This window comes from Microvirga sp. CF3016 (assembly GCF_036314085.1).
Taxonomy (GTDB): Bacteria; Pseudomonadota; Alphaproteobacteria; order Rhizobiales; family Beijerinckiaceae; genus Microvirga.
Map to the genome: position 1 here is coordinate 1 of NZ_JAYGGM010000006.1, position 21,968 is coordinate 21,968.

At 63.3% G+C, this 21,968-nt stretch carries 25 protein-coding genes; 15 read left to right on the forward strand and 10 right to left on the reverse strand.

Features of this window, described 5'->3' with window-relative positions; genetic code table 11:
* From VB672_RS10140 to VB672_RS10170, 7 genes are all read left to right on the forward strand, one after another.
* A partial coding sequence (locus VB672_RS10140) for a DUF4142 domain-containing protein (RefSeq protein WP_329784078.1) occupies positions 1-350 on the forward strand: 350 nt, incomplete at its 5' end.
* A gap of 182 nt (positions 351-532) precedes the next feature.
* Positions 533-1,231: a fumarylacetoacetate hydrolase family protein gene (locus VB672_RS10145; RefSeq protein WP_329784079.1), complete on the forward strand. Its 699-nt coding sequence runs from the start codon at positions 533-535 to the stop codon at positions 1,229-1,231.
* Positions 1,232-1,357: 126 nt separating this feature from the next.
* Positions 1,358-2,206: a lysine/arginine/ornithine ABC transporter substrate-binding protein gene (locus VB672_RS10150; RefSeq protein WP_329784080.1), complete on the forward strand. Its 849-nt coding sequence runs from the start codon at positions 1,358-1,360 to the stop codon at positions 2,204-2,206.
* Positions 2,207-2,422: 216 nt separating this feature from the next.
* On the forward strand, positions 2,423-3,268 hold the full coding sequence (locus VB672_RS10155; protein WP_329784081.1) for a lysine/arginine/ornithine ABC transporter substrate-binding protein: 846 nt from the start codon (positions 2,423-2,425) through the stop codon (positions 3,266-3,268).
* Positions 3,269-3,404: 136 nt separating this feature from the next.
* Entirely contained in the window at positions 3,405-4,127 is a 723-nt protein-coding gene (locus VB672_RS10160; RefSeq protein ID WP_329784082.1) for an ABC transporter permease, read from the forward strand.
* On the forward strand, positions 4,127-4,852 hold the full coding sequence (locus VB672_RS10165; protein ID WP_329784083.1) for an ABC transporter permease: 726 nt from the start codon (positions 4,127-4,129) through the stop codon (positions 4,850-4,852). The genes VB672_RS10160 and VB672_RS10165 overlap by 1 nt, the downstream gene beginning before the upstream one ends.
* Positions 4,845-5,654: an ABC transporter ATP-binding protein gene (locus tag VB672_RS10170; protein WP_329784084.1), complete on the forward strand. Its 810-nt coding sequence runs from the start codon at positions 4,845-4,847 to the stop codon at positions 5,652-5,654. The genes VB672_RS10165 and VB672_RS10170 overlap by 8 nt, the downstream gene beginning before the upstream one ends.
* A gap of 103 nt (positions 5,655-5,757) precedes the next feature.
* Here VB672_RS10170 and VB672_RS10175 read toward each other — a convergent pair whose 3' ends face one another.
* Positions 5,758-6,138: a hypothetical protein gene (locus tag VB672_RS10175; RefSeq protein ID WP_329784085.1), complete on the reverse strand. Its 381-nt coding sequence runs from the start codon at positions 6,136-6,138 to the stop codon at positions 5,758-5,760.
* The gene (locus VB672_RS10180; protein ID WP_329784086.1) at positions 6,138-6,575 is read right to left on the reverse strand and encodes a DUF4112 domain-containing protein; all 438 of its coding nucleotides are present in this window, start codon (positions 6,573-6,575) and stop codon (positions 6,138-6,140) included. The genes VB672_RS10175 and VB672_RS10180 overlap by 1 nt, the downstream gene beginning before the upstream one ends.
* Before the next feature lie 336 nt (positions 6,576-6,911).
* Between VB672_RS10180 and VB672_RS10185 the strand changes: the two genes are divergently transcribed.
* Positions 6,912-7,454 carry a D-Ala-D-Ala carboxypeptidase family metallohydrolase gene (locus tag VB672_RS10185; protein ID WP_329784087.1) on the forward strand — a complete coding sequence of 181 codons (543 nt, stop codon included), beginning with the start codon at positions 6,912-6,914 and terminating at the stop codon, positions 7,452-7,454.
* Positions 7,455-7,485: 31 nt separating this feature from the next.
* The gene (locus tag VB672_RS10190; RefSeq protein WP_329784088.1) at positions 7,486-8,358 is read left to right on the forward strand and encodes an alpha/beta fold hydrolase; all 873 of its coding nucleotides are present in this window, start codon (positions 7,486-7,488) and stop codon (positions 8,356-8,358) included.
* A gap of 201 nt (positions 8,359-8,559) precedes the next feature.
* On the opposite strand, the gene VB672_RS10195 is transcribed toward VB672_RS10190, so the two are convergent.
* The 5 genes from VB672_RS10195 to VB672_RS10215 all read right to left on the reverse strand — a co-directional run bounded on the left by VB672_RS10195 (position 8,560) and on the right by VB672_RS10215 (position 13,041).
* Positions 8,560-9,318 (reverse strand): LamB/YcsF family protein, encoded by a 759-nt coding sequence (locus tag VB672_RS10195; protein WP_329784089.1) that lies wholly within the window; start codon positions 9,316-9,318, stop codon positions 8,560-8,562.
* Between the two features lie 5 nt (positions 9,319-9,323).
* Positions 9,324-10,616 (reverse strand): nicotinate phosphoribosyltransferase, encoded by a 1,293-nt coding sequence (gene pncB, locus VB672_RS10200; protein WP_329784090.1) that lies wholly within the window; start codon positions 10,614-10,616, stop codon positions 9,324-9,326.
* 91 nt (positions 10,617-10,707) lie between these two features.
* Positions 10,708-10,998, reverse strand: a complete 291-nt coding sequence (locus VB672_RS10205) for a c-type cytochrome (RefSeq protein WP_329784375.1) — start codon at positions 10,996-10,998, stop codon at positions 10,708-10,710.
* A 95-nt stretch (positions 10,999-11,093) separates the two neighbouring features.
* Positions 11,094-12,359: a PQQ-dependent sugar dehydrogenase gene (locus VB672_RS10210; protein ID WP_329784091.1), complete on the reverse strand. Its 1,266-nt coding sequence runs from the start codon at positions 12,357-12,359 to the stop codon at positions 11,094-11,096.
* A 178-nt stretch (positions 12,360-12,537) separates the two neighbouring features.
* Positions 12,538-13,041 (reverse strand): pyridoxamine 5'-phosphate oxidase family protein, encoded by a 504-nt coding sequence (locus VB672_RS10215; RefSeq protein ID WP_329784092.1) that lies wholly within the window; start codon positions 13,039-13,041, stop codon positions 12,538-12,540.
* Between the two features lie 216 nt (positions 13,042-13,257).
* Here VB672_RS10215 and VB672_RS10220 point away from each other — a divergent pair, with 216 nt between their 5' ends.
* The 3 genes from VB672_RS10220 to VB672_RS10230 are packed head-to-tail and all read left to right on the forward strand — an operon-like array spanning position 13,258 to position 15,232.
* The gene (locus tag VB672_RS10220) at positions 13,258-14,367 is read left to right on the forward strand and encodes an Mrp/NBP35 family ATP-binding protein (RefSeq protein WP_329784093.1); all 1,110 of its coding nucleotides are present in this window, start codon (positions 13,258-13,260) and stop codon (positions 14,365-14,367) included.
* Positions 14,368-14,378: 11 nt separating this feature from the next.
* The gene (gene mobA / locus VB672_RS10225) at positions 14,379-15,005 is read left to right on the forward strand and encodes a molybdenum cofactor guanylyltransferase MobA (protein ID WP_329784094.1); all 627 of its coding nucleotides are present in this window, start codon (positions 14,379-14,381) and stop codon (positions 15,003-15,005) included.
* Complete coding sequence (locus VB672_RS10230) at positions 15,002-15,232, forward strand: sulfurtransferase TusA family protein (RefSeq protein ID WP_329784095.1); 231 nt, start codon at positions 15,002-15,004, stop codon at positions 15,230-15,232. Before mobA ends, VB672_RS10230 begins: the two co-directional genes overlap by 4 nt.
* Positions 15,233-15,282: 50 nt before the next feature.
* Here VB672_RS10230 and VB672_RS10235 read toward each other — a convergent pair whose 3' ends face one another.
* On the reverse strand, positions 15,283-15,459 hold the full coding sequence (locus VB672_RS10235; protein ID WP_329784096.1) for a CsbD family protein: 177 nt from the start codon (positions 15,457-15,459) through the stop codon (positions 15,283-15,285).
* 364 nt (positions 15,460-15,823) lie between these two features.
* Here VB672_RS10235 and VB672_RS10240 point away from each other — a divergent pair, with 364 nt between their 5' ends.
* Positions 15,824-16,606 carry a sensor histidine kinase gene (locus tag VB672_RS10240; protein ID WP_329784097.1) on the forward strand — a complete coding sequence of 261 codons (783 nt, stop codon included), beginning with the start codon at positions 15,824-15,826 and terminating at the stop codon, positions 16,604-16,606.
* An 18-nt stretch (positions 16,607-16,624) separates the two neighbouring features.
* Here VB672_RS10240 and VB672_RS10245 read toward each other — a convergent pair whose 3' ends face one another.
* Positions 16,625-17,878, reverse strand: a complete 1,254-nt coding sequence (locus tag VB672_RS10245; protein WP_329784098.1) for a glycerate kinase type-2 family protein — start codon at positions 17,876-17,878, stop codon at positions 16,625-16,627.
* Between the two features lie 214 nt (positions 17,879-18,092).
* Here VB672_RS10245 and VB672_RS10250 point away from each other — a divergent pair, with 214 nt between their 5' ends.
* Positions 18,093-18,893, forward strand: a complete 801-nt coding sequence (locus VB672_RS10250; protein WP_442932002.1) for an HAD-IIB family hydrolase — start codon at positions 18,093-18,095, stop codon at positions 18,891-18,893.
* 64 nt (positions 18,894-18,957) lie between these two features.
* Here the strand turns inward: VB672_RS10250 and VB672_RS10255 are convergent, their stop codons facing one another.
* Positions 18,958-20,445, reverse strand: a complete 1,488-nt coding sequence (locus VB672_RS10255; protein WP_329784100.1) for an NAD-dependent succinate-semialdehyde dehydrogenase — start codon at positions 20,443-20,445, stop codon at positions 18,958-18,960.
* 310 nt (positions 20,446-20,755) lie between these two features.
* Here VB672_RS10255 and VB672_RS10260 point away from each other — a divergent pair, with 310 nt between their 5' ends.
* Positions 20,756-21,964 (forward strand): ABC transporter substrate-binding protein, encoded by a 1,209-nt coding sequence (locus VB672_RS10260; RefSeq protein WP_329784101.1) that lies wholly within the window; start codon positions 20,756-20,758, stop codon positions 21,962-21,964.
* The last annotated feature ends 4 nt before the right edge of the window (positions 21,965-21,968 follow it).

A 21,968-nucleotide genomic window follows, 5' to 3' on the forward strand; every position in this document is an offset into this window, starting at 1 on the left:
GCGCGGCAGTGGGTGCCGGCGTCGGCGCGACCACGGGCGCAGCGGCCGGCGGCGCGGCCGACGTCCAGGCGACGGGCTCCGTCACACCGATCCGTCTCGGCGTGCCGCTCTCACCTGAGAAGACCGCCATGCTGAACCAGCTCGCCTCGACCTCGGGCCCGCAGTTCGACCGCCTTTATGGACAGGCCCAGCGCATGGGCCACCAGGAAGCCCTCGCCCTGCATTCCGGCTATGCTCAGGCCGGCAACGATCCGGGCTTGCGCCAGTTCGCAGCCTCCGTGGTGCCGCATATCGAGCATCACCTTACCGATGCCCAGCGCCTTCCGGGCGGCACGGCCCGCCGCCGCTAAGCGGCGTCAGGTCGAACAGCCTTCACGGCGGGTCCACCGGACCCGCCGTTTTCATGTTCGCCCAAAGGGCTACGGGAATCCCGCGCCGGGCGTCTTGTGATGCCCATTCGAAGGTGTAGGAAGAGCCCAGCAGGTCCTGTCCCGGGCCTGAGCGTCCACCTCCGATCTTTTCGCGAGCTTTCATGGCCTACGTCATTCCCGCGCCTTCGCTTCCCGCCCTTCCCGTTGCCGGCAGCGCCGACCTGTTCCCGGTCCGCCGGGTCTATTGCGTCGGCAGAAATTATGCAGCCCATGCGCGGGAGATGGGCGGCGATCCGACCCGCGAGCCGCCGTTCTTCTTCATGAAACCGGCGGACGCTCTCCAGCCCGTGATGGAGGGTGAAACGGCCGATCATGCCTATCCGCCGAAAACCGGGAATTACCATTTCGAAATCGAGATGGTGGTCGCCCTGGCCAAGGGCGGTCGCGACATCCCGGTCGAGCAGGCCCTCGACCACGTCTTCGGCTATGCGGTCGGCCTCGACATGACCCGCCGCGACCTCCAGGACGAGGCCAAGCAGCTTCGCCGGCCCTGGGAGCTCGGCAAGGCCGCCGACCATTCGGGTCCGGTCGGTCCGATCCACCCCGTCTCGCAGGTTGGGCATCCGGCGGGCGGATCTATCTCCCTGTCGGTCGACGGAGCAGTCAAGCAGAAGGCCGATCTGTCCGACATGATCTGGTCCGTCGCCGAGCAGATCGCCTATCTCTCCTCCTATTTCGAGCTCGCCCCAGGCGACGTGATCTTCTCCGGAACCCCGGACGGCGTGGGTGCCGTTACGCAAGGTCAGACCATGGTGGGCGCTGTCGAGGGGCTCGGCGAGATCAAATTGCGGGTTGTGTAAGGCAGCCGGGCCTCCCCTTGCCTTTTTGTCAAGTTTGGCCGTTACTGCGTCACGGCGCGGCCTGGAAGGGGCGCGGGTAAGTCAGGCTCCGGCGGAAAGCCGGGGCCCACAAACAAGGGAACGACTATGAAATTCGTTAAGACCGTCGGCTTGGCTCTTCTCGGTTCCGCTCTTGCGGTCGGCGGGGCGGCCGCGCAGCAGAAGACGGTAAAGATCGCCACGGAAGGCGCCTACGCGCCGTGGAACTTCACGGGTGCGGGCGGCAAGCTCGAGGGCTTCGAGATCGATCTGGCCAATGACCTGTGCAACCGCATGAAGGTGAAGTGCGAGATCGTAGCCCAGGACTGGGACGGCATCATCCCGGCGCTCACGGCCAAGAAGTACGACGCCGTCATGGCCGGCATGAGCATCACGGACGAGCGCAAGAAAACCATCGACTTCGCCGGCCCTTACGCCAACTCCCCGAACGGCTTCCTGGTGGCAAAGAATTCGCCGCTCGCCAGCATGCCCGGCAAGAACGAGGCCTTTAACCTCACCAGCCAGCAGGCTGCCGCCGAGAAGGCGATCGAAGCCTACAAGCCGCTCCTGAAGGGCAAGACCGTCGGCGTGCAGACCTCGACCATCCACTCCGCCTTCGCCGACAAGTACCTGAAAGGCACGGCCGAGATCCGCGAGTACAAGACCACGGAGCAGCACGACCTCGATCTCGCTGCCGGCCGTATCGACGCGGTGTTGGCGGATGCGACTGCCATCATCGGCACCCTTGAGAAGCCCGAGTTCAGCAAGGATTACACCCTGGCCGGCCCGTCGATCACCGGCGGCCTGCTGGGTGCTGGCGTCGGCGTTGGCCTGCGCAAGGGTGAGACCGAGCTGAAGAAGGCCTTCGACGAAGCCATTCAGGGCGCCATCAAGGACGGCACGGTCCAGAAGCTGTCCATGAAGTGGTTCAAGATCGACACCACCCCGCGCTCCTGATCTTTTCGCCTGGGATTCCAAGGCGCGGCTTCGGCCGCGCCTTTTTTGTATTGATCCGGCTCGACTGCGACCGAAATCGCCAGCTTGGGCGCTTTATTCAGCATGTTTAGGACTTGCGCCGGCTTGGCTTTTGAATGTTAGCTTCTGGACGCAGGTGGAGGCGCCAAAGCCTTCAACTGACAACAGGATCAGTCGAAGCTGACCAGAGGGATGACGATGAAACTCATTAAGACATTGGGCCTCGGCCTGCTGGCCTCCGCCCTCGCCATTGGCGGCGCCGCGGCGCAGGAGAAGACGGTCAAGATCGCCACGGAGGGCGCCTATGCGCCGTGGAACTTCACGGGCGCCGGCGGCAAGCTCGAGGGCTTCGAGATCGACCTCGCCAACGAGCTGTGCGCGCGCATGAAGGTGAAGTGCGAGATCGTGGCCCAGGACTGGGACGGCATCATCCCGGCGCTCCAGGCCAAGAAGTACGACGCCATCATGGCCGGCATGAACATCACCGACAAGCGCCTGGAGACGATCAACTTCTCGCTCCCCTATGCCGCCACCCCGCACGGCTTCGGGGTCATGAAGGATTCGCCGCTGGCCAAGCTGGCGGGGACCGGCACCACGGTGAGCTTCGAAAAGGATCCCGAAGGCGCGAAGAAGGCCATCGAAGCATGGAAGCCGCTCCTGAAGGGCAAGACCATCGGAGTCCAGACCTCGACCGTGAACTCGCAGTTCGTGGAGACCTACCTCAAGGACACGGTCCAGATCCGCGAGTACAAGACCACGGAGCAGCATGACCTCGATCTGACCGCCGGCCGCGTCGACGCGATCTTCGCCGGCCACGGGGCTCTGAAAGCCACGCAGGACAAGCCCGAGTTCAAGGATATGGTCATTGCCGGCACCGGCATGCGCGGCGGCCTGCTGGGCCGCGGCGTCGCCGTGGGCATGCGCAAGGACGACACGGACCTGAAGAAGGCGTTCGACCAGGCGATCCAGGCCGCGATCCAGGACGGCACGATCAAGAAGCTGTCCGAGAAGTGGTTCAAGATCGACGCGACCCCGCAGGTCTGACAACAGCATGCTGGAAACAAGGTCCCGGGTCCTGCTACACGGCCCGGGACCTGATCCGGTCCAAGACCGGACGTGACAGATCCTGTCTCACCCTCTGCTTCGGTGTGGGGAGACGTATTCAGGAAAGTTGAGACGCGTGCAGCAGCTGAGCTATTTCGAGCTCGTCGGGTTCGGCCCCAACGGATGGGGATGGGCTCTTCTCACCGCGACGGGGATGACCATCGCCGTCGCCATCTGCGGCTTCCTCGCCGGCTCCGTCGTCGGAACCCTGGTGGCCTGGGGGAAGATCGGAGGCAATCTCGTCATCCGCAGCCTGGCGGACGGCTACACCACCGTCCTGCGCGGCATCCCCGATCTTCTTGTGATCTATCTCTTCTATTTCGGCGGCAGCGCAGCGCTCGGCGCCATCGGCAGCCTGTTCGGGGCCGAGGGCTTCATCGGCGTGCCTGCCTTCGCCACCGGCGCCATGGCGATCGGCATCGTGTCCGGAGCCTATCAGGCGGAGGTGTTCCGCGGAGCCTATCAGGTGGTGAGCCGCGGCGAGATCGAGGCTGCCCGCTCGGTAGGCATGCACCGCTGGCTGATGTTCCGCCGCATCATCGCCCCGCAGGTCCTGCGCTACGCCATTCCGGGCCTCGGCAACACGTGGCAGCTGGTGCTGAAGGAATCTGCCCTGATTTCCGTCACGGGCCTCGTGGAGCTGCTGCGCCAGTCGCACATCGCTGCCGGCTCCACGCGCCGCCCGTTCGACTTCTACCTCACGGCGGCGGTTCTCTACCTGCTCATCACCTGGGTTTCGACCTATCTGTTCCAACGCGCGGAGTCCCACTCGATGCGTGGCATGCGGAGGGCTTCCTGATGGACTTCGCTTTCATGCGGGATGCCTTCCTGACCCTGATGGGAGGCGTACCGCTCACGCTGAACCTGGCCTTCATGTCCGTTGCGCTCGGTGCCGTCCTGGCCATGCTCTTGGCGCTCATGCGGATGTCCAGGATCAAGCTGCTCGACTGGCCGGCTCAAGCCTATGTCTTCGTGTTCCGCGGGACGCCGCTGCTCGTGCAGATCTTCCTGATCTATTACGGCCTCGGACAGTTCCGTCCGACCCTGCAGGAATGGGGCCTTTGGACGTTCTTCCGCGAACCCTATTGGTGCGCGGTGCTGGCGTTGACCCTCAACACCGCGGCCTATGCCAGCGAGATCATGCGCGGCGGCCTGCAATCGGTGCCTCACAACCAGGTCGAGGCGGCGCGGGCCTGCGGCATGTCGGGCTTCCTGCTCTTCCGCCGCATCGTCTTCCCTATCGCGGTCCGCCAGGCTCTGCCGGCCTACGGCAGCGAGGTCATCCTCATGGTGAAGGCCACCTCGCTCGCCTCCATCATCACCATGATGGAGGTGACCGGCCTTGCCGCGAAGCTCATCTCGCAGACCTTCCGCGCGGTGGAGGTGTTCATCGTGGCAGGCCTGATCTACCTGATCCTCAACTTCATCATCACGCGCATCATCATGGCCATCGAATGGTGGCTCTCGCCCCATCTGCGCCGCCCCCCGGCCATCGAGCCGCGCCTGGAGGCCGCCCATGTCTAACGGAGTTGCATCCTTGTCGACCCAACCTGCGTTCTCCGAGGCTGCTGCCGCCGTCTCCGTCGACAACCTCCGCAAGAGCTTCGGGTCGCTCGAGGTTCTCAAAGGCGTGTCGCTCAGCGCGAAGGAAGGCGACGTCATCTCGATCCTGGGCGCGTCGGGCTCCGGCAAGTCGACCATGCTCCGCTGCATCAACATGCTGGAGGTGCCGGATTCCGGGGAGATCCGCATCGGCGGCGAGACGATCGGCTTGAGGAAGGGCCGCAAGGGCATGGAGCCGGCCGACCAGCGTCAGGTGGACCGCATCCGCTCGCGCGTTGCCATGGTGTTCCAGAGCTTCAATCTCTGGTCCCACATGACGATCCTGGAGAATGTCATCGAAGCGCCCGTGCACGTGCTGAAGCGCCCGAAGGCCGAGTGCATCGCCGAGGCCGAAGAACTGCTGAAGAAGGTCGGCATCGTCGACAAGCGCAATCAGTACCCCTCTCACCTCTCCGGCGGCCAGCAGCAGCGCGCAGCGATCGCCCGGGCGCTCGCCATGCATCCCAAGGTGATGCTCTTCGACGAGCCGACCTCCGCGCTCGATCCGGAACTCGTCGGCGAGGTCCTGCGCGTCATGCGCTCGCTCGCCGAGGAAGGCCGCACCATGCTGGTGGTGACGCACGAGATGGGATTTGCCCGCGACGTGTCGAACCGGGTCGTGTTCCTGCACAAGGGCGTGGTGGAAGAGGAAGGCGCGCCGGCCGAGGTGTTCGGCGCTCCGAAGTCCGAGCGCTTCAAGCAGTTCATCTCGAGTCATCGCTGAGCGTCGGCTCGAGATAAACCCTTCCGTCGTCATGGCCAGCCGTGACGTGGAGAGACCCTACCAACACGAAGGGCGAAGCGGTATCCGCTTCGCCCTTTTGTCATTATCGCTTGTCGATCCGCCGGATCGGAGGCTGTCCTGGCGCGGGTGGGTATGGCGTACCGGGATCGATCCGCGGCCCGCGCCAATCTTCGACATACGGCTCACGGCGTGATCCGCCGAGGAAGAGACCGAGCACCGCCGGGACAGCCAGGATCAGCAGCGAGACCAGACCCCAGACCGCCACGATGGCGCCAAGCCCCAGGCCGCGCAGGGTCGTCAGCGCCCAGGACAGCCACTCGACCGTCTCGGGATGACCGGTGACGATGTCAGCATTGCGTGCCGCCACGCCGCCGAAGAAGTCGAGAAGTCCGTAGGCGCCCCAGGCGAAGAGCGACCACACCGCAACGGCGATCCAGGCCAGGATCCACAAGAAGCGTTTCATCAACGCTCCTCCACCCGCACGGCCGTGCCGTCGATCTCGAGGGGTCCGCGCCTGGGCGTGCCCAGATGTTCGTGAATGATCCGCAGATTGCGCTGGTTTGCCTTGAAGAAGACGTCGAACACATCGCCCGCCAGGGGGATCGCGCCGATGGCCGTATCGACCGCGACGTTGCCGATCATGCGCGCGATCTTCCAGCGCGGCAGTCCGAGCTGGCGCGCCTCCCAGACGATGTAGCTGGCGAGAGCCGCCGAGATCACATCGCCGACGCCAGGCACGAGACCGAGCACGGCATCGAAGCCGACGCGCCGGTTCAGGCCGGGAATCAGCACGGCGCTGTCCAAAAGCTTTGCGACGAGCGTGACGCGCGCGATCGCATCGGCCCTGGTCGGACCGGCGGTCTTGATAGCGTCGAAAACGGCGCTACGAGCAGTGTTCATTCCCATCTCCGAGCGGCCAATCCCGTGATTGGCACAACGCCAAGAGATGTGTGCATTCCGGCGGATTTCTGCAAGATCGCAGACCTGTTATCTCATAACTCACCCAAAATTTCTTCTCCCTAGGAATCCTTGCAGGACAAAGCTTTGCCGGCCACGGACAGCATCCGAATCATCACACGGGCCTGGATGTTCTTGCCGCAGGTAAGCTTAACCTTAGGTAGTCGTGCCTAACGCTGCGACCTCAACCGTCAGTGACTGGCGCACAAGCAGCGAAGGCCGTCGGGACGACGAGTTCGGCGGCAGCAACTGTGTGGGGGCTCAGAACGGGAGAACCCGATGAGCATCGTTTGCCGCGCTCGCCACGCGTCCAGAATGACCCTCATAGGCGGTGCGTTTCTGTTGGCACTTTCGCCGGCGGCGCTCAGAGCCGGTGATGGCGACAGCGGGATCATTCCTCCCGCACAATATGCCAGCCTGCCGACCAGCGATCAGATCGACGAACCCGACGTGACCGGAAGCCTGCCGAACGCGAGAGCGCTTTCCGGATTCGCCTCACTGGTCTCTCACGGGACGATCACCCTGCGCGAGAGCGCCCCGACCAAGTGCATCCCGGGCGATCTGCGTGAGGTGGTCGCGTCCGTAGCCGAGAAGTTCGGGCCCGTCAGCATCGAGTCCACCCATCGCACCAGGGGGCGCAACTGGCGCGCCGGCGGCGCCCGTCAGTCCCTGCACCTGTCCTGCCGCGCCGTGGATTTCCGCGTGCGAGCCCGCGCACGGGGCGTCATGGCCTTTCTGCGTGCCCATCCCCAGGTCGGAGGCCTCAAGGTCTATCGGAACGGCATCATCCACATCGACAACGGGGAGCGCCGCTCCTGGTGACGATGCGGAGCATCTCCGATACAACGGCAGGATGTTCGAGACCTTCACGCACACCACGATCGAGACTTCAGGCGCCGTCATCAATCTCCGCCACGGCGGAAGCGGACCGCCTGTCCTCCTCCTGCACGGACATCCGCAGACTCACGTCATGTGGCACAAGGTGGCTCCGAAGCTTGCCGAGAAATATACGGTCGTCTGCGCCGATCTGCGCGGCTACGGGGACAGTTCGAAACCCGCCACGACAGCGGACCACGAGCCCTATTCCAAGCGGGCGATGGCGCGCGACCAGGTCGAGGTGATGCAGGCCCTCGGCTTCGAGCGCTTCGCCGTCGTCGGACACGACCGCGGCGGGCGCTGCGCCTATCGCATGGCGCTCGATCATCCCGAGCGCATCGTCTCGCTCTCGGTCCTCGACATCATCCCCACCGCCGAGCACTTCCAGCGTACGGACATGGCGTTCGCCATGGGCTACTGGCACTGGTTCTTCCTCGCCCAGCCGCATCCCATCCCTGAGCGTCTGATCGCATCCGATCCGGACGTATTCTACCTGCGGCGCGGGCGCTCCCTCTTCGATGAGGCAGCGCTTGCCGAATACCGCCGCTGCTACACCGATCCGGCCACGATCCACGCCATGTGCGAGGATTACCGGGCCGGTGCCACCATCGACATGCGCCTTGACGAGGAAGACCAGAAGGCGGGCCGGCGCATTGCCTGTCCGGTGCAGGCCCTCTGGGGCCTGAAGAACGGGCTCGAGCGGTGGTACGACGTTCTCGGCGTATGGCGTGACTGGGCCGGCCACGTGGAAGGCCATGGTGTCGATTGCGGCCATTACCTCGCCGAGGAAGCGCCGGAGGAAACGCTGGCGGCTCTGCAGCCTTTCCTGGCCAAGGCTTTCAAGGACTGAAACGTCTCTAGCTGTCGTTCCGGCACAGCTCGTGCGCTCTCTCCCAGAGGCGCCATGGCCGTCCCCGGACTTGATCCGGGGACGGCCATGGCGATTGCCTGAAACGCCGCACCTTTCCCATCGGGATCACCGGCACAAGACCGGTGATGACGAAGGACATCCATGTCCTGCGAAGAATAGGAGCCTGAGGTTCAAGCCAGCCTATGAGAACGGCGCAATCGTGATGCCGTTCGCCTCCAACTTCGCCCGCACCGTCCGGGCCATCACGACGGCGCTCGGCTCGTCGCCATGAACGCAGATCGTGTCGATCTCGACCGGGATCCGCTTGCCGGACACCGTTGTTATCGCCCTGTCCTGGACAGCGCGGAGAATGCGCTCGGCTGCGAATTCCGCGTCGTGCAGGACGGAGCCCGGCTTCTTGCGGCTCGTCAGCGTGCCGTCGTCCTCGTAGGTGCGGTCGGCAAAAATCTCGCGGGCCACCTTCACGCCGATCTGCTCGGACGCTTTTTCCATCAGCAATCCGGGCATGCAGACATTGATGAGGCTCCCGTCGACGCCCTTAACGGCACGGGCGATGGCGAGGGCGAGATCCATGTCCTCGTTCGCCATGTTGTTGAGCGCGCCGTGCGCCTTCACGTAGGTGACCTTGTGCCCGGCAAGGGCCGCTACCGCCTGCATGGCGCCGATCTGATAGGCCACCATGCGCTCGATCTCAGCCGGGCTGTCACCGCGGATCATGCGGCGACCGAAGCCGTGCAGGTCGTTGAAGCCCGGATGCGCCCCAATCGCGACGCCCTTGCGCTTGGCGATCTCCGCCGTGCGGAACATGATCGATGGATCGCCCGCATGATAGCCGCAGGCGATGTTGGCGGAGGAGACGATATCGAGCATCGCCTCGTCGTCTCCCATCGGCCAGGGACCGTATCCTTCGCCCATGTCACAATTGAGATCGATCATCATGTCCGTCACACCAGAACAGGCTGGGCCGTTTGCTGCCCTACGCGAAAGATTCGCTTGTAGCGCTCGACTTCCGCCTTCGGCCCCATGGCTTTGGTCGGATTGTCGGAGAGCTTCACCGTCGGCCGGCTATTGGCCGAGATGACCTTGCACACGATGGAGATGGGATCGAGCGCCGCCTCGGGAGCAAGGCCGCGGAAATCGTTGGTGAGCAGCGTGCCCCAACCGTAGCCGATGCGCATGCGGCCGCGGAAATGCCGGTGGATGCGCTCGATCACGTCCACATCGAGCCCGTCGGAAAAGATCGCGAGCTTCTCCTTCGGGTTCTGCCCCCGCTGGTTCCACCACGCGATGGCTTCCTCGCCGCCCTCGATCGGATCTTTGGAATCCACGCGAATGCCCGTCCATGACGCCACCCAGTCGGGCGCGTTCTGCAGGAAGTTCGTGGTGCCGTAGGTATCGGGCAGGATGACGCGCAGGTTGCCCTCGTAATCCTGCTGCCAATCGGCGAGCACCCGGTATGGCGATTTCCCCAGCTCGTCGTCGCCGTCGGTCAAGGCCGCATAGACCATGGGCAGTTCATGGGCGTTCGTGCCTACGGCCTCCACCTCACGGCGCATGGCGATGAGGCAGTTGGACGTGCCGAGGAAGGACGGCCCCAAGCCTTCGATCATCGCCTGCACGCACCAATCCTGCCACAGGAAACCGTGACGACGCCGCGTCCCGAAATCGGAAATGGACAGATCGGGAAGCTGCTTGAGCCGCTGGATCTTCTCCCAGACGCGCGTCATGGCGCGGGCATAGAGCACCTGGAGTTCGAACTTCGCCATGCCCTTGAGCACCCCGCGCGAGCGCAGCTCGTTGAGGATGGCGAGCGCCGGGATCTCCCACATGGTGGTCTCGATCCAGGGACCGTGGAAAGTCAGCACGTATTGGCCGTCTTCCTTCTCCAGCAGGTATTCCGGAAAGCGGAAGGTCTCGAGCCAGTCCATGAACTCGGGCGAGAACATCTGCCGCTTGCCGTAGAAGGTATTGCCGCGCAGCCACGTGGATTCGCCCCGCGTCAGGCGCAAGCTGCGCACGTGGTCAAGCTGCTCGCGCAACTCACCGGGATCGATGATGTCGGCCAGCCGGATGCGGGTGGTACGATTATGGATGCCGAACGTGACCTGCACGTCCCGATGGCGGCGAAAGATCGTCTGCGCCATCAGAAGCTTGTAGAAGTCCGTATCCAGGACGGACCGGACGATCGGGTCGATCTTCCAGGTATGGTTGTAGACCCGGGTCGCGATGTCCACCATCGCCTGCTCCATGCCACTCAAGGGAGGCGAGACAATAGCGAAGGGGCGCCCGGGATGAAAGAGTGCCGGCTACACGACTTTCAGCGATCTGTCAGGGCGGCAGGACATCGACCTGGATCGATGCGTAATAGGCTGCCACATCGGCGATATCTTCGTCCGACAGATCCTTCGCAACTATATTCATGGACTCGTTCTTGCGCTCGCCTGAGCGATATTCCGTCAGGCTTTTGACAAGGTACGATTCGACCTGGCCCGCCAGATTGGGCGCCTCGGGATTCTTCGAGAGGCCGTCGAGACCGTGGCAGCCCTGACATGTGGTGAGCTTCTGTCGCCCTGCCCTGGCATCTCCGGCATCCGCTGGGTCGGAGGCAAGACCGCCCATGACCAATCCCGCCAAGGCGACGAACTGAAGTATCTTCATAACCGACTTTCCAGATGGGAATGGGCGCGCCGCGCGGCGCGCCCGTCAGGAGATGCCTACCGGCCCTCGTAGGAGATGCGGTAGATCGCACCGGCCGTATCGTCCGAGACCAGCAAGGAGCCGTCGGGCAGCATGGCGACGTCCACCGGACGTCCGAGATATTCGCCGTTCTCCGTCAGCCAGCCCTCGGCAAAGACTTGCGGCTTGTCCGCCGTGCCGTCCTGCTTGATCGGCGTGAACATGATGCGGGCACCGATGGGCTTCGTGCGGTTCCAGGAGCCGTGCTGGGCCGAGAAGATGCCGCCCTGATAGGTCTGGGGGAACATCTTGCCGGTATAGAACATCAGGCCGAGATCGGCCGCGTGGGGATCCATTTCAGCCTGCGGAGCGACGACGCCGGTCGGAACCGGATCGTCCTTGTACTCCACCGTCCGGACGGTGCCGCCGCCGTAATAGGGGAAGCCGAAATTCTGTCCCATATTGGCGATGCGGTTGATCTCTCCGGGAGGCTGGTCGTCTCCCATGCCGTCCACCTGATTGTCCGTGAACCAGAGCGCCTTGTCGGCCGGATTGAAATCGATGCCGACGGAATTGCGGATGCCGGTTGCGTAAACCTCCCGGTTCTTGCCGTCCTGATCCATGCGGATGATTCCGGCGATGCCGGTCCGCTTATAGAGGTCGAGCTTGTCCTTCGGCGGCACGTTGAAGGGCTGGCCGAGGGCGATATAGAGCTTGTTGTCCGGTCCGATCCGGCAGACGCGAGCCGTGTGGTTGTAGCTCTCCTCCGTCGGCGGAATGAGGTCGCCCTGTTTGGCCACGACGAACGCCGCGACATCAGGCCCCTCGTAGAAGAACTCGGCGGCCGGAAACTGCAACACCCGGTTCTGCTCCACCACGTAGAGAACGCCGTCGCGCGAGAAGCAGACACCGTTCGGGATCTTGAACGACACCGATGGCGCGAACTGCTTCACCTCGTCGGCAATCCGATCCTTGTCGCGGTCCGTAACGGCATAGACATTGCTCTTGCGGGTTCCGACAAAGACCACGCCTGCATTGGGACCGACGGCCATATGGCGTGCATCGGGGACGATTGCGTAGAGATCGATCTTGAACCCCGCCGGGAGCTGAATCTTCTCAAGGTTCTTCCGGATCGCGTCGGCACGGCGCCCCTCCTGCGGGATCGGACGCGGCTCGGCGGTTCCGGTGCTTTGGAACGACGAGAGCTTTTCCAGATTGCCGGTCGGAGTCTGGGTTGCCGGCTGGGCGAAACTTGAGGACGCGAAAGCAACAATCGAAACTGCGGCAAGCAGGACGAACTTCATTGTTTCCTCCCTAAGACTGCCCCCGATGGATTGTTCTTATGGATTGCGAACGGATGTTCTCCGAACTGTTGTTATTGCTGAAACATACCCAAGCTTGTTCCGTAAAGGTAGGCACAATCAAACCAAAGAAAAGGGGCCGCATGCGGCCCCAAATATTTCGCAGTGCAGTAGAAAATGTTCAGGATAGATTGACCTTCGCCTGATCGCCGGGATGGGGCGGCTGGCCGGTGATGGCGGCCTTCGCATAGCCATAGAGATGCACCAGGGTCGAGGATGGGCTGTCCCAGTACTCGCCTTTCGCCGGATGAACGCGGATCAGAGCGATCTGCGGATCGTCCACACCTTTCGGGAACCACGCCCGCAGGGGCTCCGACCATTTCTCCTCGATCTTCGCCTTGTCGCGCACGATCTCGGCCCTTCCGGTCACCGAGACATAGGTCTGGCTGCTCGGATCCGCATATGCGAGGTTGACCTCGTTGTCGCGGGAGATTTCCGTCGTCTTGGGCGATTGGATCTGGGTGAAGAACCAGAGATCCCCATGCTCGTCCGCCTCCTGGCTGTGCATGGGCCTGCTGTGCAGGGTCCCGTCCGTGTCGACGGTGGTCATCATGGCGATCTTCACGTCCTTGATCAGCTCGTAGAGCTTCCCGGCATTCGGATCGTTATGGCCGTGTTGGTGCATCGTCGTCTCCTTGATGTTGTGTAGCAGGCGCTCGGGAATGATCAGCGAAGGCGGTGACGCGGCCGGTCAAACCGGCTCCCGAGGGATCGGGTGAACAACGGATAAGGTGAAGTTTGGTTCGGGATACAGCTCCTATCCCCACAGACGGTCTTAACGTGCAGGCCCTGGCCCTATACATGAGGGGCAGAAACCCCGGAGCCATCAGGAGACGACATCGTGGCCATTACCCGTGAGCATGTGCTGCAGGCTCTGTCGACCGTGACGGTCGATGCCGGTGGAACCAATCTCGTTGCCTCAGGACGGCTGTCGGATGTGGTGGTGGACGATGCGGGTCGGGTCATGTTCTCCATCACCATCGAACCGTCCGAGGCCACCAGCATGGAGCAGGTACGCCAGGCCGCCGTCACGGCGGTGCAGGGCCTGCCGGCCGTGAAGGGGGTGTTTGCCAGCCTGACCGCCGACCGGCCCGCCGGTCCGGGAGCCGCACCCCAGCGCCCGCGGGCCGCAGCCCAGCCCAAGAACCAGCGGATTCCCGGTGTCCAGCATGTGATCGCCGTGGCCTCCGGAAAGGGCGGCGTCGGCAAGTCCACGACTGCCTGCAACCTGGCGCTCGGGCTGAAGGCGCTCGGGCTGAAGGTCGGCCTGCTCGACGCGGATATCTATGGTCCGTCCATGCCGAAACTCCTCGGCATTCACGGCAAGCCACGCCTGCTCGAGAACCGTGTTCTCGAGCCGATGGAAGCCTACGGTCTCAAGGTCATGTCCATCGGCTTCCTGGTCGAGGAGGAAGCGGCCATGATCTGGAGGGGGCCGATGGTGATGTCGGCCATCACCCAGATGCTGCGGGAGGTCGCCTGGGGCGATCTCGACGTGCTCGTGGTCGACATGCCGCCCGGCACCGGGGATGCGCAGCTCACCATGGCACAGGCCACGCCGCTCGCCGGCGCCGTGATCGTGTCGACGCCGCAGGACCTCGCGCTGATCGACGCGCGGCGCGGCGTCTCCATGTTCAAGCGGGTCGAGATCCCGATCCTCGGCATCGTCGAGAACATGGCCACCTTCATCTGCCCGCATTGCGGCCAGAGCTCCCACATCTTCGGCCACGGCGGAGCGCGTGAAGAGGCCAAGCGCCTGGACGTTGCCTTCCTCGGCGAGGTCCCTCTCAACATGACGATCCGCGAATTGTCGGATGCTGGACGGCCTGTCGTGGTCGCCGATCCGGACGGATCGCACGCCAGAATCTATAAGGACATGGCGCAGCAAGTTTGGACGTCCCTCACGGGCGGCGGGGCAGCCAAGCCCGCTCCGCGGATCGTGATCGAGTGAGCTCGACCGGAATGACAGAGCCTCTCACCCTCGGCGTCATTCTCGCGGGCGGCCTTTCGCGGCGCATGGGCGGCGGCAACAAGGTGCTCCTCACCGTCGAGGGGCTCACGCTCCTCGCGCATGTGGCGCAGCGCCTTGTCCCGCAATGCGAAGGCGTGATCCTCAACGCGAATGGCGAGCTTCCTCGCTCCGAGACGATGCACTTTCCTGTCGTGCCGGATGCGATTGCCGGGCATCTGGGACCGCTGGCGGGCATCCTCACGGCTCTGGAATGGAGCGCCGCCCATCACCCTCACATCGAGTGGGTGGTCAGCGTCCCGGGCGATACACCGTTCATCCCGCTGGATCTGGTGCGGCACCTGCACGAAGCGCGCCAAGCGTCCGGACGAGCGCTCGCCTGCGCATCGTCGGGCTCACAGGTTCACTTCGCTGTCGGGCTCTGGCCCGTATCGTTGCGGTACGACCTGCGTCGCATGCTCCTCGACGAGACCATGCGCAGCGTCGGAGACTGCGCGGAACGTCATGGATTTGCCAAAGCCACCTGGCCCATCGAGCCGGTCGATCCGTTCTTCAACATCAACACACCGGACGATTGGGCGCAGGCAACGATTCTGGCCAAGCGGGAGACGGTGCGATGAACGAGCTTGACCTCTCCGGCTTGAAGTGCCCGCTGCCGGTCCTGCGCACGCGAAAAGCCCTGCTTTCCATGGCACCAGGCGAAAGACTGCACGTCATCTGCACGGATCCGCTGGCGGGCATCGACGTCCCCAATATGATCCGCGAAACCGGCGATGTTCTGGAGGAGCAAAGGCAGGAAGCCTCCCGGACCACGTTCCTGATCCGGAAGGCAGGCAAATCCGCATAAGAAGCCCGGCCAGGAAGCCGGGCTTTATTTTGAAAGAGCTTGCAGCGAGATCAGGTGCTCTTGCGGAGCGAATCCTTCATTCCGCCGACCGTGTTCTGGATCTTGCCCTCGGTCTTATCCATCTTGCCTTCGGCTTCCAGCTTCGAATCGCCGAGAGCCTTGCCGAGACCTTCCTTGAGGCGGCCCTTCATGTTCTTCATGCTGCCTTCAGCGCGATCGTTATTCATAGCATCTCTCCTGAAATAGATCTTCCGATATGGAAACGCTTCTCCCGACATTTCGTTTCAAATAGACAGGACATTTCGGCAAAACTGGCAGTCGGCAGTCATGAACTTGGCCATTGCGAGATATTATTCGTCTTATTAAACACCAGACTACTTCTTGAATTTCTGACACAAGTATTATGGCATTACATATGTAATGAGAATTAATTATGATAATTAATGTCAGCTAAACAAGATATATTTGAAATATATTGAAAGAAGGCCCTAACTCTTTCGTTGAAAAGGAGGGTATGGACAACGGCGTCAAGCGCACTAATTCGGGAACGGTCCATGATATTATGTTATAAAGTTAATAGGTGTCGTGTCCGTGTCCGCAGCCACCCGACGTCCTCCCCGTCAAACCTCCAGAGCCTCGCGCCGTGCAGACAGTCGCACCGCGTTGAGAAGCCCGGCTCAATCCCTGGACCGGGTCGCTCTTCTGGCCCATCAATTGAGAACGCCCCTCTCGGCCATCAACGCCTTGGCTCAGGGCCTCATCCGGCGGGCCGATCGGCTGGGAACCACGGACATCCAATCGAAGGCCGAGAAGATCTGGCGCGCCAGCCTGCGCCTTGACGAACTGATCGACACGATCCTGTCCTATACCCGGGCTACCGCTGGCGGGATCGTGCTTAATCCAAGCGAGTTCAACCCGGAGGAGCTTATTCGCCGGGTCTGTCGGGAGCAAGGCGGGCAGCAGCCGACCCGTCCGTTTCAGATCCAAATCCGCGGATTGCCGGAGATCGTAATCGGCGACCCCATCCTGCTGGAGCAAGCCCTCGTCATCGTCCTGTCGAACGCCATGAAATATTCGCAGCCTGACAAGCCGATCAAAATCACGACCGGCAAGAGGGGCGGCATGATCCGCATTGTCGTCAAGGATCAAGGGATCGGCATCACGGAGCGGGATCTGCCCTTCATCATGCAGCCCTTTTTCCGCGGCCAGAATGCGAAGAAATATCTCGGCACCGGCTTAGGCCTGAGCCTCGCCTGGTACATCCTCAAGCTTCACGGCGGAGACTTGGAGATCGAAAGTCAGGAGGGCCGCGGAACCAAGGTGACAATAATAGTGCCGCAAACGAACGCGACTGGGATTAGCTATTCCATCTGAGACGGCCTTCCGCTTCGCTCAAGGACGGATGAGGATGCATCGGAAGTCGTTGACGTTCGTCAAGGTCGGACCTGTCACGACAAGCCTGCCGAGCTCCGCGAAGGCCGTATAGGCATCGTTCCCGTCCAGGTGAGAGGCCAGATCGATTCCTCGCGCGCGGGCACTCTCGAATAGGCTGCCGTCGAACCAAGCGCCTGCATTGTCCTCGGATCCGTCGATCCCGTCGGTATCGCAGGAGATCGCCGAGATCCTGTCTTCATCCTTCAAGGCCAAGGCCAGCGACAGCAGGAATTCCGCATTGCGGCCGCCCCGTCCCCGGCCGCGGACCGTCACGGTCGTCTCGCCGCCGGAGAGCAGAACGCAGGGCGCCCTAGCCGGCTCGCCATGCATCAGGGCAGAGCGGGCGATTCCGGCCATGACGCGCCCGACCTCCCGCGCCTCTCCTTCGAGCGCGTCGCCGAGCACGAGTGGCGTCAACCCCAATTCACGGGCTTTGGCCGCAGCGGCATCGAGCGCCATCTTGGGCGTCGACAACATATGGACCGTGCCACCGGCGACAGGCTGCGTGACGGCATTGGATCGGATGGTCTGCAGGACATGGGCGGGCACGGCGATGCCGTACTTGCGCAGGATGGCGAGCGCGACGTCCGGATCGACCCGCTCAGGAATCGTCGGGCCCGATCCGATGCTGCCTGGATCGTCACCAGGAACATCGGAGATCAGGTAGGTGACAAGGGGCGCCTCGCCGACAGCCGCCGCCAGCCGCCCGCCCTTGATGGCGGAGAGCGACTTGCGCACCAGGTTCATCTCCCCGATAGGCGCGCCCGACTTCAAAAGCGCCCGGTTGAGGTCCTGCTTATCGGCCAGCGTCACCCCTTCGGCCGGGAGCGACAGGAGCGACGAGGCGCCCCCGGACATGAGGCAGACGACGAGATCGTCCGGCCCCGCTTCCCGTGCGAGAGCCAGGATCCGTCCGGCGGCCTGAAACCCGGCCTCGTCGGGAACCGGATGAGCCGCCTCGACGATCTCGATGGCCCGCGTCGGAACGGCGTGTTCATAGCGCGTGACCACGAGCCCTTCGCATGTTCCTCCCACGCGGTCCCAGGCCTCCTCGAAGGCCGCCGCCATGCGGGCCGAGGCCTTGCCGGCGCCGAGGACGATCGTTCGTCCTCTCGGCTTGTGCGGCAGGCGGCCGTCGAACTGGCCATCAGGAAGCGCCGCCTTGAGGGCGGCATCGAAGAGGGCATAGAGAATTTCGGCATCGTTCGGCATGGCGTCACTTTACGTCAGAAATCCCCCGCGTGAAGCCTGCGGCTGCAGTTTGCGCACAGGGCGACGTTGTCTCCTATCAAAGGCCTTGGAACACGCTACAGGATCATGCTTAAAGACCGGCCGTTAGCCGTCTCATGATTGTTCGACCCACCCGAGGATGCCCTTGCCGATGTCACAGCGCCCCGCTTCCACGCCTCCTTTCGAGAATCGCGGCATGAAGCCCCTGTCCCAGATGCCCTTGGAGACGGCGCGCTCTGTCCGGATGGTGCTGACCGACATCGACGACACCCTCACCACGGAAGGGATGCTCACGGCTGCGGCCTACGGCGCGCTTGAACGGCTCCATCGTGCAGGCTTTCTCGTCATTCCCGTGACCGGTCGACCGGCAGGATGGTGCGATCACATCGCCCGCATGTGGCCCGTGGATGCGGTGGTGGGAGAAAACGGCGCCTTTTATTTCCGTTACGATCGCGACCGCAAGAAGATGCAGCAGCGCTTCTGGGCGAGCCCCGATGACCTGGAGCGAAACCGCGCCAAGCTCGATGCCATCGAGCAGGAAGTGCTCACCAGCATCCCTGGCGCGGCGCTCGCCAGCGATCAGGCCTATCGCATGGCGGATCTCGCCATCGACTTCTGCGAGGACGTCCCCGCCTTACCCGAAACGGAGGTGGACCGGATCGTCTCCATCTTCGAGCGTGCCGGCGCACAGGCTAAGGTCAGCTCCATTCATGTGAACGGATGGTTCGGCGAGTACAACAAGCTGAGCATGGCCAAGACCCTCCTGGCCGATGTGTTCGACATGGAGTGGGAGGAGGCGAAAACGGCCGCGATCTATGCGGGCGACTCGCCGAACGACGAGCCCATGTTCGCAGCCTTCCCCTTGAGCGTCGGCGTGGCGAATATCCAGGCCTTTGCGCACCGCCTGGCCAGCACGCCGGCCTATGTGGCGGAGGGCCATTCGGGAGAAGGCTTCGTGGAACTGGCCGATTTGCTGCTCAAGGCGAGGAGCGCCTAGGCTGGAGCAGAAGCCACGAATTCCCATCAACGAAAGGGCCCGGCAATGCCAGGCCCTTTCGTTCTCACAATCCTGCGATGTTGATGTATTTGATTTCGAGGAAGCCCTCGATTCCGTACTTGGAGCCTTCCCGCCCCAGGCCCGACTGCTTCACGCCGCCGAACGGCGCCATCTCGTTGGCCAGCGCGGGCGTGTTCACCCCCACCATGCCACTCTCGAGTGCCTCCGCCACCCGCCAGACGCGCGCCATGTCCCGGGCATAAAAGTACGATGCCAGACCGAACTCCGAGTCGTTGGCCATGGCGATCACGTCCGCCTCGTCCTTGAAGGCGATGATCGGCGCCAGAGGGGCAAACGTCTCCTCCTTCGTTACCTTCATCGCCTGCGTGACGCCCGTCATCACGGTGGGCTCGAAGAAGGTGCTGCCCAGATCAGAGCGCTTGCCGCCTACCAGCAGCTTCCCACCCTTCTCCAGCACATCGGCCACGTGCTCCTCCATCTTGGCCACCGCTCGCTCGTCGATCAGCGGTCCCATGGCGACGCCAGGCTCCGTGCCCCGCCCGAGCTTGAGGCTCTTCGCCTTGGCCGCAAGCTTCTCGGCAAAGGCCCCCGCTACGCCCTCCTGCACATAGATCCGGTTGGCGCACACGCAGGTCTGGCCCGCATTGCGGAACTTCGACGCCAGCGCACCCTCCACGGCCGCGTCCAGATCGGCATCGTCAAAGACGATGAACGGAGCATTGCCGCCCAGCTCCAGCGACAGCCGCTTGATGCCGTCCGCGGCCTCCTTCATCAGCCAGCGGCCCACACCGGTCGAGCCAGTAAACGTGATCTTGGCCACCTTCGGGTTATGACAGAACTCCTCGCCGATCGGCTTGGCCTCGCCGGTGATCACCGAGAACGCGCCCTTCGGGATGCCGGCCCGCTCGGCCAGAACGGCCAGCGCCAGGGCCGAGAGCGGGGTCTGGGCGGCGGGCTTGAGCACCATGGTGCAGCCGGCGGCGAGCGCCGGGCCCACTTTCCGGGTGATCATGCCGTTGGGAAAGTTCCAGGGGGTGATGGCGGCGCACACCCCCACCGGCTGCTTGAGCACCACGATTCGCTGGCTCGGGTGAGCGCTGGGAATGACGTCGCCATCGATGCGTTTGGCCTCCTCGGCGAACCACTCGATATAGGCGGCGTTCGAGATCACCTCGCCCTTGGCCTCGGCCAGGGGCTTGCCCTGCTCGGTGGTGAGGATGAGCGCCAGATCGTCGGCATTGGCGATGATCAGGTCGTACCACTTCCTCAGGATGGCGCTGCGCTCCTTGGCGGTGCGCTTCGCCCAGTCCTTTTGCACCTCATGGGCCGTATCGATGGCCCGGCGGGCCGCCTCAGGGCCGAGATCCGGCACTTCGAGGATCAGAGCCCCGTCGAACGGGTCGGTCACCGGGATGGTCTTCCCGTCCGGCGCCTCGATCCACTCGCCCGCCACGTAGGCCCGAGACACCAGCAACGACGGATCCTTCAGATCCACAGCACGACGAGCAACAGGACGCGAATGAACAGTCATCTCGGGTCTCCAATCGAAAGGAAAGCTGAGGGAGATATAAGCGCCGCCTCCGCCTCTGTGAACCGCCCGAGATGCGGAGCAGGGTTGCCGACGAAGCGGTCAAGCTTTTCGACAGGTCGGTGGCGCCCATGCCTGAAAATGAGGCAGAAACTTGAAGCTTAAAGAGACCTGCGACTTAAGGATGACCTCTTCTCGCATTGCACAAGGCATAAGTCGCTGTACCTTTCTGACCATCGCCGAGCGCGCCCTCGCGCTGCGGCTCGAACAATGGCCGGATCAACCGGCCTCGGAATGAAGGGAAGGAAAATCGATGCGAGTTCTCAGTAAGCTTCTGTTTGCCCTCAGCTGCACCGTCGTGGCGCAGTCGGCCTCCGCGCAGCAGGCCTCCGATGGCGTGGTCAAGATCGGCATCCTGAACGATCAGTCCGGCGTCTACGCGGATTTCGGCGGCAAGTCCTCCGTCGAGGCGGCCCGCATGGCCGTGCAGGATTTCGGCGGCAAAGTTCTCGGCGTGCCGGTCGAAATCGTGAGCGCTGATCACCAGAACAAACCTGACGTGGCAGCGAGCATCGCCCGTCAGTGGTACGACACGGAAAAGGTCGATTCCATCATGGAGCTGACTACCTCGTCGGTGGCGCTCGCCGTCCAAGGCCTGTCCAAGGATAAGAAGAAGATCACGATGACGACCGGTGCGGCGACGACCGATCTCACCGGCAAGCAGTGCACGCCCTACGGCTTCCACTGGGCCTATGACACACACGCTCTCGCCGTCGGCACCGGCGGCGCGTTGGTGGAGAACGGCGGCAACAAGTGGTTCTTCCTCACCGCCGATTACGCCTTCGGCTATTCTCTTGAGGATCAGACCTCGAAGTTCGTGAAGTCGAAGGGCGGTCAGGTTGCCGGCGCGGTCCGCCATCCGCTGGCGGCCACCGATTACTCGTCCTTCCTGCTGCAGGCGCAGAGCTCCGGCGCCAACGTGGTCGGCATGGCCAATGCCGGTCTCGATACCGCCAACGCCATCAAGCAGGCGGCCGAATTCGGCATCACCCAGGGCGGCACGCGCCTTGCCGCTCTGCTCTTCACCCTTGCCGAGGTAAAGGGCCTTGGCCTGAAAGCAGCGCAGGGCCTGACCCTGACGGAAGGCTGGTACTGGGATCAGAGCGACGAGAACCGCGCCTTCGCCAAGAAGTTCCAGGAGAAGACCGGCCGCATGCCGAACATGATCCATGTCGGCACCTACTCCGCCGTGACGCAGTACCTCAAGGCGATCCAGAAGGCCGGCACGGATGCGACCGAGCCGGTCGCCAAGCTCCTGCACGAGATGCCGGTCGAGGACGTCTTCGCCAAGAACGGCAAGGTGCTGCCCAACGGCCGCATGGTCTACGACATGTATCTCTTCCAGGTGAAGAAGCCGGAAGAGAGCAAGGGCGAGTGGGACATGTACAAGCAGCTCGCCAAGGTTCCGGGCGACCAGGCCTACATGAAGCTTGCCGACAGCGGCTGCCAGCTCACGCAGTAATTCT